Origin of the sequence: Kitasatospora sp. NPDC093102 (assembly GCF_040683915.1) — a bacterium.
Classification (GTDB): domain Bacteria; phylum Actinomycetota; class Actinomycetes; order Streptomycetales; family Streptomycetaceae; genus Kitasatospora.
Map to the genome: position 1 here is coordinate 18,776 of NZ_JBFBFA010000048.1, position 15,659 is coordinate 34,434.

Annotated in this window: 13 protein-coding genes and 4 riboswitches; of the genes, 10 read left to right on the forward strand and 3 right to left on the reverse strand. The window is 73.2% G+C overall.

Features of this window, described 5'->3' with window-relative positions; genetic code table 11:
• The first annotated feature begins 558 nt into the window (after window positions 1-558).
• Window positions 559-1,272 carry a 3-hydroxyisobutyrate dehydrogenase gene (gene mmsB, locus AB0O11_RS34020; protein ID WP_363394757.1) on the forward strand — a complete coding sequence of 238 codons (714 nt, stop codon included), beginning with the start codon at window positions 559-561 and terminating at the stop codon, window positions 1,270-1,272.
• A complete protein-coding gene (locus AB0O11_RS34025) occupies window positions 1,269-2,045 on the forward strand; it encodes an enoyl-CoA hydratase (RefSeq protein ID WP_363394759.1) in 777 nt (258 codons plus the stop codon). The genes mmsB and AB0O11_RS34025 overlap by 4 nt, the downstream gene beginning before the upstream one ends.
• Before the next feature lie 45 nt (window positions 2,046-2,090).
• Here AB0O11_RS34025 and cobF read toward each other — a convergent pair whose 3' ends face one another.
• Window positions 2,091-2,849 (reverse strand): precorrin-6A synthase (deacetylating), encoded by a 759-nt coding sequence (cobF, locus tag AB0O11_RS34030; RefSeq protein WP_363394761.1) that lies wholly within the window; start codon window positions 2,847-2,849, stop codon window positions 2,091-2,093.
• Window positions 2,850-2,986: 137 nt separating this feature from the next.
• Window positions 2,987-3,108, forward strand: a riboswitch (cobalamin riboswitch).
• 98 nt (window positions 3,109-3,206) lie between these two features.
• Here cobF and AB0O11_RS34035 point away from each other — a divergent pair.
• Window positions 3,207-4,283: a peptidase gene (locus AB0O11_RS34035; protein ID WP_363394763.1), complete on the forward strand. Its 1,077-nt coding sequence runs from the start codon at window positions 3,207-3,209 to the stop codon at window positions 4,281-4,283.
• 29 nt (window positions 4,284-4,312) lie between these two features.
• Complete coding sequence (locus AB0O11_RS34040; protein ID WP_363394765.1) at window positions 4,313-4,792, forward strand: flagellar hook-length control protein FliK; 480 nt, start codon at window positions 4,313-4,315, stop codon at window positions 4,790-4,792.
• A 65-nt stretch (window positions 4,793-4,857) separates the two neighbouring features.
• Here AB0O11_RS34040 and AB0O11_RS34045 read toward each other — a convergent pair whose 3' ends face one another.
• Together AB0O11_RS34045 and AB0O11_RS34050 are read right to left on the reverse strand one after the other, a co-directional pair.
• A complete protein-coding gene (locus tag AB0O11_RS34045) occupies window positions 4,858-5,166 on the reverse strand; it encodes a hypothetical protein (RefSeq protein WP_363394767.1) in 309 nt (102 codons plus the stop codon).
• 142 nt (window positions 5,167-5,308) lie between these two features.
• The gene (locus tag AB0O11_RS34050; protein WP_363394769.1) at window positions 5,309-6,721 is read right to left on the reverse strand and encodes a hypothetical protein; all 1,413 of its coding nucleotides are present in this window, start codon (window positions 6,719-6,721) and stop codon (window positions 5,309-5,311) included.
• A 132-nt stretch (window positions 6,722-6,853) separates the two neighbouring features.
• A riboswitch (cobalamin riboswitch) is annotated at window positions 6,854-6,930 on the reverse strand.
• Between the two features lie 77 nt (window positions 6,931-7,007).
• Window positions 7,008-7,152, forward strand: a riboswitch (cobalamin riboswitch).
• Between the two features lie 104 nt (window positions 7,153-7,256).
• Here AB0O11_RS34050 and AB0O11_RS34055 point away from each other — a divergent pair.
• Genes AB0O11_RS34055 through AB0O11_RS34080 form a run of 6 tightly spaced genes read left to right on the forward strand, consistent with a single transcriptional unit; the run spans window position 7,257 to window position 15,222 of the window.
• Window positions 7,257-10,055, forward strand: a complete 2,799-nt coding sequence (locus AB0O11_RS34055) for a prenyltransferase/squalene oxidase repeat-containing protein (protein ID WP_363394771.1) — start codon at window positions 7,257-7,259, stop codon at window positions 10,053-10,055.
• 47 nt (window positions 10,056-10,102) lie between these two features.
• Window positions 10,103-11,164 (forward strand): hypothetical protein, encoded by a 1,062-nt coding sequence (locus AB0O11_RS34060; RefSeq protein WP_363394813.1) that lies wholly within the window; start codon window positions 10,103-10,105, stop codon window positions 11,162-11,164.
• A gap of 4 nt (window positions 11,165-11,168) precedes the next feature.
• On the forward strand, window positions 11,169-12,401 hold the full coding sequence (locus tag AB0O11_RS34065; RefSeq protein ID WP_363394773.1) for a CbiQ family ECF transporter T component: 1,233 nt from the start codon (window positions 11,169-11,171) through the stop codon (window positions 12,399-12,401).
• Window positions 12,398-14,041, forward strand: coding sequence for an ATP-binding cassette domain-containing protein (locus AB0O11_RS34070; RefSeq protein ID WP_363394775.1), 1,644 nt, complete (start codon window positions 12,398-12,400; stop codon window positions 14,039-14,041). The genes AB0O11_RS34065 and AB0O11_RS34070 overlap by 4 nt, the downstream gene beginning before the upstream one ends.
• Window positions 14,038-14,886 carry an ECF transporter S component gene (locus tag AB0O11_RS34075; RefSeq protein WP_363394777.1) on the forward strand — a complete coding sequence of 283 codons (849 nt, stop codon included), beginning with the start codon at window positions 14,038-14,040 and terminating at the stop codon, window positions 14,884-14,886. Before AB0O11_RS34070 ends, AB0O11_RS34075 begins: the two co-directional genes overlap by 4 nt.
• A 15-nt stretch (window positions 14,887-14,901) precedes the next feature.
• Window positions 14,902-15,222, forward strand: coding sequence for a hypothetical protein (locus AB0O11_RS34080; RefSeq protein ID WP_363394779.1), 321 nt, complete (start codon window positions 14,902-14,904; stop codon window positions 15,220-15,222).
• An 81-nt stretch (window positions 15,223-15,303) separates the two neighbouring features.
• Window positions 15,304-15,527, forward strand: a riboswitch (cobalamin riboswitch).
• Window positions 15,528-15,659 lie beyond the last annotated feature (132 nt).

Here is a 15,659-nt window from a genome sequence, read left to right on the forward strand (position 1 = left end):
GGCGCGATCGTGGTGGCGGCCAGGGGCTCGGTGGTGTTCTCGCCGTTGGTGCCGCCAGTCTTGGGCAGGTAGTCGTCGATGAGGTCGTCAACGTCCCAGGGAGGAAGCGCCATCCCGGTGGGGTGTGCGGTGAGCTGGTCGTAGGCGTGCGGGCTGGAGATGGCCAGCAACTTGCGGCGTGCGGTGCGTCGGTCGGTGGCGTCGGTCTTCAGGTGCAGGCCGTAGGCGTGGAGGGCGGCGGTGTCGGCCTCGGCGAGGGTGCTGATGCCTTGGTGGTGCAGGACGTCGGCGAGGTCGATCCACCGGGTGACGATGCTGGCGGTGGTGGTTGCAGCGGGGCGGGTGCGCATCGCGCTGCCTCGGGCGCGCAGGTAGGTGGCGGGCAGGTCGGAGTTGATCAGATGCCAGGCCGCCTGCTTGAGCTCGGGCAGCAGCAGGGCCGGGCACGGGAGCCAGTGGATCTGGACCAGGCCCTGGCTCGGGTTGGCGACGAACGGGGCCAGAGACCAGACGGCGTCGCCGAGGCGGCTGTTGAGGTCGGCGTGCTGAGGTGCCTCGATGCGCGCGGCCGTCACGACGGGGGCGGCCAATCGGCACGTGCTGGCCGCCTACACGGACCTGCTGCCGGCCGCCCGTCCGGGAACGCTCTTCGTCGACTGCTCCACGATCGACGTCGCGGACGCCCGGGCGGCGCACGACCTGGCCGTGAACGCGGGACACCGCTCGGTGGACGCGCCGGTCTCCGGCGGAGTGGTCGGTGCGACCGCCGCGAGCCTCACCTTCATGGTCGGCGCCGCGGAGCCGGACTTCGAGGCGGTTCGACCGGTGCTGGAGACGATGGGCCGCAAGGTCGTGCACTGCGGTGCGGCCGGTGCCGGACAGGCCGCGAAGATCTGCAACAACATGATCCTCGGCATCTCGATGATCGCGGTCAGCGAGGCCTTCGTCCTCGGGGAGAGCCTCGGGCTCAGCCACCAGGCGCTCTACGACGTCGCCTCCACCGCCTCCGGCCAGTGCTGGGCACTCACCACCAACTGCCCCGTCCCCGGCCCGGTCCCGACCAGCCCGGCCAACCGCGAGTACGCGGCCGGGTTCGCCGCCGCCCTGATGGCCAAGGACCTCGGCCTCGCCGCCGGGGCCGCCGAGATTGCCGGCCTGCCCGCCGAACTCGGGCGCAAGGCCGCGCAGTTGTACGCGGACTTCGCGGCAGCCGGCAGCACTGGCCTGGACTTCTCCGCGATCATCACCACCCTCGGGAAGGACGGCAAGTGACCGGTTACGAGACGATCCTGGTCGAGCGCACGGGCCGGGTCGGGCTCATCACGCTCGACCGACCGAAGGCGCTCAACGCGCTCAACACCCTCCTGATGACCGAAGTCGTCGCCGCCGCGACCGCCTTCGACCGGGACCCGGAGATCGGCTGTCTGGTGATCACCGGCTCGGAGAAGGCCTTCGCGGCCGGCGCCGACATCAAGGAGATGCAGTCCCTCGACTTCGTCGACGCCTACCTCGGCGACTGGTTCGCCGCCTGGGACCGCTTCGCCGCGCTGCGCAAGCTGGTCGTCGCGGCGGTCGCCGGCTACGCGCTGGGCGGGGGCTGCGAGCTGGCGATGCTGTGCGACGTCCTGCCGGCGGCGGACACCGCGAAGTTCGGGCAGCCGGAGATCAAGCTCGGTGTCATCCCGGGCATCGGCGGCTCGCAGCGGCTGACCCGGGCGGTCGGCAAGGCGAAGGCCATGGAACTGTGCCTGACCGGCCGGATGATGGGCGCCGAGGAGGCCGAGCGGGCCGGACTGGTCTCCCGGATCGTCCCGGCGGACCAGCTGTTGTCCGAGGCGCTGACCACCGCCGAGACGGTCGCGGCGATGTCCGCTCCGGCGGCGGTCATGATGAAGGAGAGCGTCAACCGCGCCTTCGAGACCATCCTGGCCGAGGGCGTCCGGTTCGAACGGCGGCTGTTCCACGCGACGTTCGCGACGGCCGACCAGAAGGAGGGCATGGCGGCCTTCGCCGAGAAGCGACCGCCGTCCTTCGCCCACCGCTGACGGTTCGCGCGTGTGCCGCCCCTCGCCCGGGGCGGCGCACGCCGGTCAGTCAGCCGACCGCCGCAGCAGGTAGGTGTCCATGATCCAGCCCTTGCGCTCGCGCGCCGCCTCGCGCAGCTCGCGGATCCGCGGGGCGGCTTCGGCCAGCGGGCCGGCGACCAGGATCTCGTCGGGAGTGCCGAGGTAGGCGCCGTAGTGGATCTCCAGCCCCTCGGGGTCGATCCCGCTGAAGGCGGCCCGGCCGTCGAGCATCACCACCACGTCGTCCACGTCCTCGGGAAAGCCCTCGGCCAGGCGGCGGCCGGTGGTGATCTGCACCGGGCGGCCGACCCGGGTCAGCGTGGTGCGGTGGCGGGCGGCTAGCGCGGACACACTGCTGATGCCCGGGATCACCTCGTAGTCGAACGCGACCGTGCCACGGGCTCGTACGTCGTCCACCACGGCGATCACACTGTCGTAGAGGCTCGGATCCCCCCAGGCCAGGAACGCGCCCGTCTCGCCCTCACCGAGGTGCTCGACGGCCAACTGCTCGACCAGGTCGGCGCGGCGGACACGCCAGTCGTCCACGGCGGTCGCGTATGCCGGGGTGGTGCGGTCCCGCTCCGCGTCCGGTGCTTCGACGAGCCGGTGCCCGGGCCGCCCGTGCTCGGCCAGGATCCGGCGACGCAGCCGGATCAGGTCCTGCCGTTCCTCGCTCTTGTCGAGGATGAAGAAGACATCCGTGCGGGCGAGTGCCTTGACCGCCTGCAGGGTGAGGTGGTCGGGGTCGCCCGCGCCGATGCCGATGACGAAGATGTGCCGCATAGGAGGCATTCTGCCGTCCGAGACACCCTGATCACGCCGGCAGCCAGGAGGAGTGCGTCGCGAAGCCGGGTATGGACCACCGTGATGTGACGCACGAACCCTTGACCGGATCTTTTCCGTTTCGCCATGATGGGCCGTCAAGTAGTGACTCCGCCGATGGGGGAAGTCCGGTCCGAATCCGGCGCTGACCCGCAACGGTAGGCCTCCGGCTCCACGTCGGCGGCGAGCCCGATTACCCGTCGGCGGAGGTGTGTCGTCCCCTCCTCCCGTCGTGGTCTGCGGGCCGGAGCTCCGAGGGCTGCCCGGCGTGTCGCCGACGTCCTCCGGGCCCCTGCGTCCAGGCCCGGAAAGGCACCCATGCCCGCGCTCCGCCGCACTCTCGGTCTGCTCGCGATACCCGCCCTCGCACTCGCCACCGCGCTCCCGGCGGCCACCGCCGCCCACGCCGCGCCCGCCGCCGCGACCTCGTCCCCGACGGTTCGTCCCGACGCCGCCGCAAGCGGCTGGCTGGCCCGCCAACTCGTGGACGGCGACCACTTCGAGTCCGTCTTCAACGGGACCGCCTACCCCGACCAGGGCCTGACCGTGGACGCCGTGCTGGCCTTCGCCGCCTCGCACAGCTCCGACGAGTCCGCCGCGAAGGCCACCGCCTGGCTGGCGAAGCCCGAGATCATCAGTGGCTACCTCGGCGACGGCACCACCGAGGCCTACGCGGGCGCGACCGCCAAGCTGCTGCTCGCCGTCGAGGTCCGCGGTGGGAACCCGACGGCCTTCGGCGGCGTCGACCTGCCGGCCCGCCTGCGCTCGCTGCAGACCGCCGAGGGCCGTTTCTCCGACCGCTCCCAGTGGGGCGACTACAGCAACGCCTTCGGCCAGTCCCTCGCCGTGATCGCCCTGCACCGCACACCCGGTGACGCTCCGGCGGCGGCTGTCGACTTCCTCGCGGACAGCCAGTGCGCGGACGGCGGCTTCCCGGTCTCCTTCAGCCAGGCCATCTGCACCAGTGACCCCGACGCCACCGCACTCGCCGTCCAGGCCCTCGCCGCCACCGGTCGCGCCGCCAAGGCGAACACGGGCCTGGGCCGGCTCACCGCCCACCAGAACACCGACGGCGGGTTCGCGGCCGCCGGGGCGAGCGCCTCCAACGCCAACACCACCGGCCTGGCCACCCAGGCGCTGCTCTCCGGCGGGCGCCTCGTCGCCGGCCTCAAGGGCTGGAGCCGGTTGGTCACGTTCCAGCAGGGCTGCTCCGCCGACCCGGCGGTCCGCGGAGCCGTCGCCTACGACGCGTCCGGCTTCAACGTGGGCAGCGGCGCCCGGGCCACCGCGCAGGCCGTCCTCGGCCTCGCGGGCACCCCGCTGCCCACCCTCTCCGCTTCCGGGGCCCGCCCCGACGCCCCGACCCTGGCCTGCCCGGCCCCGGTCGCGCGCTGAACAAGCCTGACGCCAGGAGGATTTCACCGATGACCGACACTCTCACCGCGGTCCGCCCGGCCCGCCGTATGCTCGGGTCGATCGCCGCCGCGGCGGCCCTCACCGCCGGACTGCTCGGCGTCTCCGCCGTCCAGGCCCCGCAGGCGCAGGCGGCCGCCTGCACCGGCACCACCGGAGTCACCGTCGTGGTCGACTTCACCGCCGTCGGCGGCGGCATCCAGACCGGCTGCGCGCTCGGCGACCCGGCCAGTGGCCTGGCCGCGCTGACCGGCGCCGGATTCTCGTACGCCTTCCACCCGCGCTACCCGGGCTTCGTCTGCACCATCAACGCCCTGCCGACGACCTGCACCAACCCGACCGGCAGCGCCTACTGGTCGTACTGGCACGCCCAGCACGGCGGCCCCTGGTCGTACAGCAGCCTGGGCGCGGGCAGCTACGACCCGGCACCCGGCGACGTCGAGGGCTGGTCCTTCGGTGCCGGCGCGCAGCCGGGCATCACCGCGCCCTGAAACGCGGAGGCCGACCGGCGCCCCGGTCCCCTCTCCGGAGGAGCCAGGGCGCCGGCGGCAGGGGCTCAGGCGCCGCGGGACAATCGGCGCCGCCGGACGAAGTGTTCGACCAGCAACACCGTGGCTACCGCAGCGGCCGTGAACAACAGCGTGTTGACCACGATGTCCGCGGTGGTCAGCCATGCGGGGTCGTCGCCATCGGGCAGGCGCGTCTCGGTGAACAGCCCGCCGATGCCCGTCAACAGACCGCGTGCGAGGTACACGGCGGCCAGAGCCAGGAGCCCCGTGGGCAGTGTGAGGGCGATCGCGCCGAGGTAGAAGCGTCCGTTCTGCGTCAGCCCGCCCAGCGTGGCGAGCGTGCCGACCAGAGCCACGTGGCCGCCTGCCGCCCATCTGGAAACACTCATCGCCATCCGTCCCCCTGTCTCCGGTGGCCCGGCGGCGGATCTGCCGCCGGGCCGTCGTGGATCGTTCCCGCCGGAGCGAGGGGTCGGCGCCCCCTCCGGCGTCGTGCGGTCAGCTGCCGTAGCGCAGCGAGACGGTGTCGCCGAGGTGGACGGTGGTGGCCCGGGTGGCGGCGGTGGCGGTGGCACCGTCCAGGCTGACCTTCCAAGTGGAGGAGCCGCCGTTGGCCGTGCCGTTGAGCGCGGTGATGGTGCCGCCGCCGGTGGACGGGGTGACGGAGGTGACGCAGCCGCTCGGGGTGGCGGTGCCCGCCGCGTCGAGGACGTCGCCGAGGGTCGTGGTGGTGCCGGTGGGGGTGAGGGTGACGGCGCAGACCTTGAGCGCGTTGGTGCCGTCGTCGACGACCAGGGAGAGGCGGGCGGCCGTGCCGGCGGTGAAGTCGGTGGTGGCGGCCCAGGTGGGCTCGCCCACGGTGGTCGGGGTGGGCGCGGTGGCGGTGAACCCGGCGCCGGCGACGGCGCGCAGGCCGTCAACGGAGGCGTAGGGCGACGGGCTGGTGTCGGTGGGCAGGTACTTGAAGCCGCCGCCGGGCTTGAACTGCTGGGCGATGAGGAAGTCGACCGGGGTCTTGCCGGTGCCGCTGGTGAAGTCGGTGCCCTGGGGGTTGATGCCGCAGGCGTTGAGGCCGGACACGGCCCAGCCGTTGGAGTCGGTGTTGACCCCGAACATGGCGTTGAAGGCGCCGGAGGCGGCGAGCTTGCCCTTGAGGAAGTTCTTGGCGGCGATGATCGCCGGGTCGGTGGCGGGCACGCCGCCTGCGCACAGGGAGGCCATGGCAGCGCCGGTCATGTCGATGTCGCTGCCCTGGGCGAGCGCCGTCGGGTCGCCCGCGGCCTTGCTGTAGTTCCAGCCGCCGTCGTTGTGCTGGTTGGCGCGCACCGCGGTGACGGAGGCGTCGATGAGCTTCTGCGGGGAGCGCTGGGTGCCGGCCTGGCTCTTGGCGCCGGCGAGGGCGAGCAGGCCGAAGACCGTGCCGTTGAAGTTGGCGGACGGGCCGTAGTAGCCGGGCTCGGCGCTCTGCCAGTAGGCGGCGAGGTCGGCAAGGAGATTGCGGCCGGGGCCGACGCGGGCGGGGTCGATGCCCGCGGCGTAGGCGTTGAGGATGCCGCGCTCGTAGTCCGTGGCCACGGGCGAGGCGCTGGGCCAGCCGGGGGCGGCGAGCTGGTTACGGTACACCAGGCGGGCGTTCTTGGTGGTGTCCCCGCCGGGAGTGACGTCGGCGGCGGCCGTTCCAGCGGCGGCGAGCGCGCTGAAGGCCCACTCGTTGGAGAGCCCGCCGCCGGTGACGTAGCTGCCGTCGGCGGCCTGGAGAGACTTCAGGTACGTGACGCCGGTGCTCTTGGAGGTGGCTATCTGGGCCGGGGTGGCGGTCGCGTGGGCGGGGAGGGCAGAGAGCAACAGGGCACCGGCCGCCAGCGCGACGGTGGTCGCCGTGGCAGCACGGGATGGGGTGAGGAGGGGCACGGGACAGGCTCCTTGGGGTGGCGGGCGCCGACCCTGCCCCGGAATTCCTGCGTCCACTCGGAACGCGCGACTGCCGGAGCGGTCGCCGCCCGGATCGCGTGGGCCGGCTTTCGCCGTGGTGCACGGTCGGGCGGGCATTCGGGCTCGGGACGGCGCGATCGCCACCCCACACCGCTGCGCGTCAGCCCCGGATTCGCACCGGGTTCCCCCACTCGGCCACAGCGGACGCTACCGCAGGTTCCGTCGTCCGACGAGGTGATGTGATCGACCTGACGACCCGTTGACTCCTCATCGGCCGCTGTGGTCTGATGAACCGATTTTTTGCCCTCGGCATTCAGGGGAAGCCGGTCCAACTCCGGCGCTGACCCGCAACCGTGGACCCACCTGAGGGTGGGTGAGCCGGAATGCCTGGACCGGGGGTCTGTTCACAGAGCACTTGCGTCGTCGCGGACTACGACGCAGTCTTGGCGGCCCCCTCCCCGGGGTGCCGTGGGCTGCGCCGTTGCCTCCCGTGTCGACCGACCAGGGAGTCGTCGTGAGGGTCAGCAGCAATCGCACACGTCACAGAAACCGGGACCTCGCCTCCCTGGTGATCGCCGGCACCGTCGCGGTCGCCGCCTGCGGCACGGTCCTGCTCGGACACCCCGGAACCGCGGCAGCCGACCCGATCGAGCAGTGCACGGCAACGACGGGTGCGATCGTCGCCGTCGACTTCACGCACTGGGGCGGCGGTGTCGCCCGGGGCTGCGACGCCCACCCCACGACGGGCATGAACCTGCTGCACAATGCCGGCTTCACCACGACCGGAACCGAACACGACGGACCCGCCTTCATCTGCCGGCTCGGGACAGGGACCTTCAACGGCGGCGTCCAGTACCCGACACCGGCCGAGGAGCCGTGCGTCAACACACCGCAGGCCACCGCGTACTGGTCGTACTGGATTGCCGAGCCCGGCCAACAGACCTGGTCCTACAGCCGGTTCGGGGCCGGCACGCAGAAGCCCAAGCCCGGCGAGGTGGAGGCCTGGGTCTACGGCGGCACGGACATCGGCGGCACCAGCGGGGCGCCGAGCTTCACTCCGGACTCCGTCCGCGCCAAAAACAGCGGCGCCTCACCGTCCGCGTCGCCCTCGGTGACCGCGAGTCCGACCGGATCCCCGTCCGCCACGGGTGATCCGGCGGCCGCCGCGGCCTGGCTGGCGCGTCAGCTCGTCGGCGGCGATCACATGGAGAACTGGGCCGCCCCCGGGCCGGACTACCCCCGGACCGCCCTCACCGCCATCGTGCTCGCCGCCGCCGGGACGCAGGACCCGGCGCTGCGAAAGGTCATCGGCTTCCTCGCGGATCACACCGACGCGTTCCTGTACCCCGACGGTCCGACCGGCACGCCCGACACGAGGGCTGCCGCCCTGCTGGCCCTCGTCGCCGAGAGCACAGGTCGCGACCCCCGTGCCTTCGGCGGCCGGGACCTGGTTGCCGTGCTCACCGAGCACGTGTGCACCGCAGCGGGGGAGAACGGCAAGTGCACCGCCGCCGGGGACTTCCTCGGTGCGGCCTCGCCCTGGGTCCAGTCCCTCGGCGTCATCGCCCTCCAGCGCGCCGGCGTCGCACCGCCCGTCCCGGCGCTTGCCCGCTTCACGGCGCTCCAGTGCGCCGACGGCGGCATGGCCGGATCGATGATCGTCGCCGGTGACCACTGCGAATCCGACCCGCTCACCACCGGCCTCGCGGTCCTCGCCCTGCGCACGGCCCCCGGGTACGAAGCAGCCGCCAAGAAGGCCGCCGACCAGCTCGCGGCGAGCCAGCAGCCCGACGGCTCCCTCTTGCCGTACGTCGGCGCCCCCGGCGACACCACCAGCACCGCAAGCGCCGCCCAGGCGTTCAAGGCAACCGGCCAGGGCTCTCGCCGGGCCGCCGCCACCGCCTGGCTCGCCGCCCGCCAGGGCAAGGACGGAGGCTTCGGCCCCGACGAGTCGACCACTGACCCGGACACCGCCGCCACCGAGCAGGCCATCCTGGCCCTGACCGGCACCGATCTCACCAGCGTCCGGCACGATCCGGCCGGCGCCACGACCACGCCGGCCCCGCCCGAGGGGAGGAAGCCCGACGCGGCCAAGGGGAGCGCCTACCTCACCGACCCGTCCCGTCTGATCAACGGTCACTACTACGAGGGGTTCCCGGCCTTCGCCGACTTCGGCCTGACCATCGACGGGGCCTACGCCCTCGCCGCGACCGGAACCGACGACGCCGCGCTGCGCAGGATCGTCGACTTCCTGGACCAGCAGGGCAAGGACGCGAGCGAGCGCACCGTCAACGACTGGACCGCGATCGGCACCGAGTACGCCGGCGGCGGGTCCATCGGCAAGGAGGCGCTGCTCGCCGAGGTCGTCGGCCGCAACCCGCGGGCCTTCGGCGGCCACGACCTGATCGCCGCCCTCGCCGCGATGGTGTGCACCAAGGCCGACGCGAGCACCGGCTGCGACGCCCCGGGCAACTACACCTACGCCACCTCGGTCTTCTCCCAGGCGCTCGCCCTCATGGCCCAGCTTCGGGCCGGGGACGCGACCAACGCCGCCCCCGCGATCGCCTACCTGAAGAGCCTCCAGCACCCGGACGGCTCCTGGCCGAGCCTGATCCCCGCCACCGGCGACTCTGATGTGGACAGCACGGCCATGGCCGTCATGGCCCTCGCCCTCGTCCCCGGGGACGAGGCCGCCCAGGCGGTCGACAAGGGGCTCGGCTGGCTCGCCTCGCGGCAGCTGCCCGACGGCGGCTTCCCCGGTGCGGCCGGCGACTCCACCAACTCGGCCGCGCTGGCCGTCCAGGGCATGACGCTGCGCAAGGCCACCCCCTACGGTGGACAGATCGCCAAGGCGCTCGACTTCCTCGCGGGCCAGCAGAACGGTGATGGCGGGTTCAACGTCGCCTCCGGCGGGCAGCAGGGTTCGGACGTCCGGGCCTCGACGCAGGTGCTGGGCGGTGCCACCGGGATCTCCTTCGGCACGCTCTCCCGCAACCTTGGCGGAACGCCGACGCCCACCGGGACGCCGACCACCACCCCGACCGGCACGCCTACCCCGACGGGTACTCCCACCGGCACCCCGACGGGCTCGCCCACCACGACCGCGCCGATCCCGGTCACCGACACCCCCTCGTCCGGCGGTGGCGCTGCGTCCGGCGGCGTGCCGGGGCAGACCGGTTCAGGCAACCTGGCCAGCACCGGAAGCCAGACACTGGCGCTGACGGCGGGCGCCGGTGCGCTGACCGCGCTCGGTGCCGCGGCCGTCCTCGTCGCCCGTCGCCGCATCGCGGCTGCCCCGGGGCGGCACCGGTGAGCCGGGGACTCGGTGAACGGCTCGCCCGGCTGTCCGGGGCGGCGGCGCTGACCTCCGCGCTCGCGTTCGGCGGCGTCGCCGTGGGCGCGGCCCCGGCCGCTGCGGCGCCGTTGCCGATGGACCAGTGCACGACCACCTCCGGGGTCGTACTCGCCGTGGACTTCAGCAAGTGGGGCGGACCGCTGCTGCGCTCTTGTGGCACCACGCCCACCACCGGGTACACCCTGCTGAACCAGGGGGGCTGGAAGACCACCGGCACCGGCCACGACGGTCCGGCCTTCATCTGCCGGATCGGCTACAGCGGTTTCCAGGGCGGCAAGCAGTTCCCGACCCCGGACCAGGAGAAGTGCGTCCTGACGCCCCCGGCCACCGCGTACTGGTCGTACTGGCACGCCGATCCGGGCCAGAACGAGTGGTCCTACAGCCAGCTCGGTGCGATGCTCTACCAGCCGAAGCCCGGCAGCGTCGACCTGTGGATCTTCGGCGGCACCAACATCGAGGGCACCGAGGGGCGTCCGACGTTCTCGCCGGACAGCGTTCGGGCGCACAATTCCAGCCCCGGTGGGCAGCCGGCCGACCCGGGCCAGGGCACCGCGGGCGGCTCCGGTGGTTCGGGCGGCTCCACGGGGGCGACCGGTACGAGCGGTGATGGTGGCTCCGGCACCGGTTCCGGCGGCAGCACCGGCGGCTCCGGCACTACCGGTGGCACCGGGCGTGCCCCGGCTCCCGCCAAACCCCCGGCCGGCGGAGCCCGTCCGCCCGTGCCCGTCACGCCCCCGGGGAACGGCACGGCCGGTACCCCCGAGGACGGCGTCACCCCGCCGGGCGACCCCGAGCCGACGCCGGTGCCCGCCACACCGATTCCGGTCGAGCCGCCCACCGCGGCACCGACGGACACCGCGAGCGACCAGCCGACTGAGCAGCCCGCCGTGGCCGCGCCGACGGCCACCCCCGCCGTGCCCGGCGGGGTGGTGGACGCCAACCCGGTGGCCGATGCCCCGCACGACTCAGGTTCGATGCTCCCCGCGGTGGTGGGTTCCGTCCTCGTCGTGGTCCTGGGCGTGGCGACCGTGATCACGGCGCGCCGCCGCCGGCGACAGGCCGAGTGATCCGGTGACCGCGCTCGACAAACACGCCGCCGCCCTGCCCGTCAGCCCGCCCACCGCCCCCGGGCGGGGAGCGGGTGGTCGGCGCAGCGCACGCAACCTGCATCCGCTGGCCTGGTGGGCGTGGGCGCTCGCCCTGGCGACGGCGGCCAGCCGCACGACCAACCCGCTGTTGCTCCTGCTCGTCCTCGCCGTGCTCGGCTATGTGGTGACGGCCCGCCGCACCGAGGCCCCGTGGGCCCGCGGCTTCACCTACTACCTCTGGCTGGCGCTGACGGTGGTGGCGATCCGGGTGGTGTTCCGGTGCGTCTTCGCGACCGGCATCACCCCGAACGACCACCTGCTTTTCTCCCTGCCGCACATCCCCACCCCCGACTGGTACGCGGGCATCGAGATCGGTGGCCCGGTCTCACTGGAGGCCACGCTCTCCGCGGCCTTCGACGGGCTGCGGCTGGCCTGCCTGATCTGCTGCATCGGCGCCGCCAACACCCTCGCGAACCCCAAGCGGGCGCTGCGGGTCCTGCCCGGCGCCCTGTACGAGCTGGGCGTCGCCGTGACGGTGTCGCTCAGTGTCGCGCCCCAGCTGGTGCAGAGCGTCCAACGCGTCGCCCGGGCACGGCGGTTGCGCGCCGGGCGGCGCAAGGGCGTACGCGCGCTGCGCAGCATCGTGGTGCCGGTCCTGGAGGACGCGCTGGAGCGTTCGCTCAGCCTTGCGGCCGCCATGGACTCGCGCGGCTACGGCCGCTCCGGCACCGCCTCGCGCCGCTCCCGTCGGCTCACCGGCGCGCTGATGCTGCTCGGCATGTGCGGCCTGTGTGCCGGGGTGTACGGGCTGCTGGACGGTACGGCGCCCGCCGTGCTCGGGCTGCCGGCCTTCCTCGCGGGTGCCGTGCTCTGCGTGACGGGCCTACTGCTCGGCGGGCGGCGGGTGCGGCGCACCACCTACCGGCCGGACCGCTGGCGGGCCGCCGAGTGGGGCGTGGCCGGGTGCGGTGTGACCGCCGCCGTGCTGCTGTTCGCCACCGTCGGCTACGACGCCACCGACCTCAACCCTTCCCTCTACCCGCTGGCCTGGCCGACACTGCCGCTCGTCCCGGTGCTCGCCCTGCTGCTGGCGGGCGCAGCCGGAATCGTCTCGCCACCGCCCGGCCGTACGCCCGTGCCCGCCGGCGCCCCCCTCAGGCGCCGCGGCACCCGCAGCATCAGCACCGACCGCACGACCTCCGAGGTGAGCACGTGATCCGATTCGACCGGGTGAGCGTGGTGTACGACGGCGAGACCACGCCCGTCCTGCGCGACATCGACCTGCACATCCCGGAGGGCGAGCTCTGCCTCGTGGTCGGCCGCACCGGCGTCGGCAAGTCCACCCTGCTCGGCGCGGTGAACGGCCTGGTGCCGCACTTCACCGGCGGCACCCTGCGCGGCCGCGTCACCGTGGATGGCCGGGACACCGCCCACCACCCCCCGCGCGAGCTCGCCGATGTGGTCGGCGTGGTCGGGCAGGACCCCCTGGCCGGCTTCACCACCGACACCGTGGAGGAGGAACTGGCCTACGTCATGGAGCAGTTGGCGATCCCACCGGACGTGATGCGCAAGCGCGTCGAGGAGACCCTCGACCTGCTGGGCCTGGCCGACCTGCGTCACCGGGCCCTGCACGAGCTCTCCGGCGGCCAGCAGCAGCGCGTCGCCATCGGCTCCGTGCTCACCGCGCACCCGCGCGTCCTGGTCCTGGACGAACCGACCTCCGCGCTCGACCCGACCGCTGCCGAGGAGGTGCTGGCCGCGATCACCCGGCTGGTCCACGACCTCGGCGTCACCGTCCTGCTCGCCGAGCACCGGCTGGAGCGGGTCGTCCAGTACGCAGACCGGGTCGCCTACCTGCCCGGCGACGGGACGGTCGTGCACGGGCCGCCCGCAGAGGTCTTCCGGGACACCACGATCGCGCCGCCCGTCGTCGACCTCGGTCGCCTGGCCGGCTGGCGGCCTTTGCCGTTGTCCGTCCGGGACGCCCGCCGCGCCGCCGCACCGCTGCGGGAGCGGCTCACCGACGTGCCGGTTCCCCCGCCGCGCCGGGCAGCGGTGGCGGGGGAACCGGTGCTGGACGCGAAGGGAGTGGTCGTCCGGTACGGGCCGGTGGCAGCCGTCCGGGACGTTGACCTGGCACTGAGCGCGGGCGAGGTCACCGCCCTGATGGGCCGCAACGGCTCCGGCAAGTCCTCGCTCCTGTGGGCCCTCCAGGGCTCCGGGCCCCGCCAGGGCGGCAGAGTGAAGGTCACCAGGGCCTGGGGCGGCCTGGCCGAGGACCCCAAGCGCCTCCCCGCCGCCCGGGCCCGGCAGCTCGTCGGGCTCGTCCCGCAGACCCCCACCGACCTGCTGTACCTGGAGACGGTCGCCCAGGAACTCGCCCAGAGCGACCTCGAAGCCGATGACGTCGGCGGGCCGACCGCACGGCAGATCCTCGACCGCCTGGCCCCAGGGATCCCGGACGACACCCACCCCCGGGACCTCTCCGAGGGGCAGAAGCTGGCCCTCGTCCTGGCGATCCAACTGTCCGCCGCACCACGGGTCGTGCTGCTGGACGAACCCACCCGAGGGCTCGACTACCAGGCGAAGGAGACGCTCACCGGCATCGTGGACGCCCTCGCCGCCGAAGGCCGTACGGTCGTCGTCTCCACCCACGACGTCGAGTTCGTCGCCTCCGCCGCCGACCGCGTCGTGGTAATGGCCGAGGGCGAGATCGTCGCCGACGGACCGACCGCCGAGGTCATCGTCGCCTCGCCCACGTTCGCCCCGCAAGCCGCCAAGATCCTCGCCCCACTCGCCTATCTGACGACACGACAGGTCGGGGCGGCCCTGGAAGCGACGGAGGCCACCCGATGACCGCCGTCCGGATCCCCGGCCGGGCCCGCATCGTCGTCGCCCTGGCCGCCTTCATCGGCCTGGTCGCCTTCACCTGGCCGTTCGTCGTCGCCCCCGGAAAGTTCGGTTCCAACTACGCCCCGCCGCTGATCTTCGGAGCGCTGCTCGTCCTGGTGCTCGCCGTCGTCATCGCGGAGATCTCGGCCGGCGGCATCGACGCCAAGGCCCTCGCCATGCTCGGCGTGCTGTCGGCCGTCAACGCCGGACTCCGGCCCCTCGGCGCCGGGACCGCCGGAGTGGAGACGGTCTTCTTCACCCTCGTCCTGGCGGGCCGCGTCTTCGGCCCCGGCTTCGGCTTCACCCTCGGCTGCACCTCGCTGTTCGCCTCAGCCTTGCTCACCGGCGGAGTCGGCCCCTGGATGCCTTACCAGATGTTCGGCTGCGCCTTCGTCGGCATGCTCGCCGGGCTGCTGCCGAAGGCCCGGCGGGGCTGGGAAGTTCCGATGCTGGCCGTGTACGGGGCCTTCTCCGGCTACCTTTTCGGCTTCCTGCTGAACCTGTCCTTCTGGCCGTTCTCGACCGACCCGAACAGCTCCATCGCCTACCTCCCCGGCCTGCCCTTCACCGAACAGTGGCACCGCTACCTGCTCTTCGACCTCGCCACTTCGCTCGGCTGGGACACCGGCCGGGCCGTCACCACCCTGACCGCCCTGCTCGTCGTCGGGCCGGCCGTCCTGACCGTCTTCCGCCGCGCGGCCCGCCGCGCCAACTTCGAGCCCACGGTGCATTTCGAGGCCCCGCACGGTCCGGACGGCACGGTAGGGCCGCAAACCGCCGCGCAGCCCACGGGGCAGGCGCACTCCTGAACCGAAAGGCCAACCATGGTGCCCAAGCCCGCGAAGCACCGGACGATGACGCTGAACGGGGCCAACGTCGTCGTCCTGACCCCGGAACAGCACGCCGGCCTCGAATCCGCACGCCGCCAGCTGGGCGGGGCGCAGGCGCAGGTCGCCAGGATGAAGCTCGACCTCCACCGGGAACGGCAACTCCTGGGCGAAGCCCAACGGGTGCTGGCGAGCATCCCCGCCGACCAGATCGAGCGGCTGGACGGCCGGCTGGGACCGGGCCGAGGCCTGCCCGAACTGCTCGCGGACATCCGCGCTGCCCTGCCGCGCACGCCGGACGCCTCGCCGCGAACCTGACCGTCGGCCCGTGAGCCGAGGCGGGGTCTCATCATTCGGACACGTTCCGTGATTTTCGCGTCAGGCCAAGACCTTTGCCCCTAAGCTGGCCGCGCAGCTGGTTCGCCCTGTCCGCCAGGCAGGCGCGTCGCAAGAGGGAACCCGGTGGGAATCCGGGACTGCCCCGCAGCGGTGAGTGGGAACGACCGCCGTCATACGCACTGGGCCCGGGACGGGTCTGGGAAGCGACGGCCAGTAGGTGTCCGCCTTCCAGGGGTTGGACGTGCCCGCGAGTCCGAAGACCTGCCACTGCCCGTACGCGACCGTTCGCGTGCGGCTATCCGGTGACCTCGTGGGCGGGTCGGCGACCATACCAGGCGGATCAGGCCCCGTACGTTTCGTGGCGGCCGCCGCCCGGTTCGTCATCCCTTCGCGTCCTCGTCCCGTCCCCGGGTACT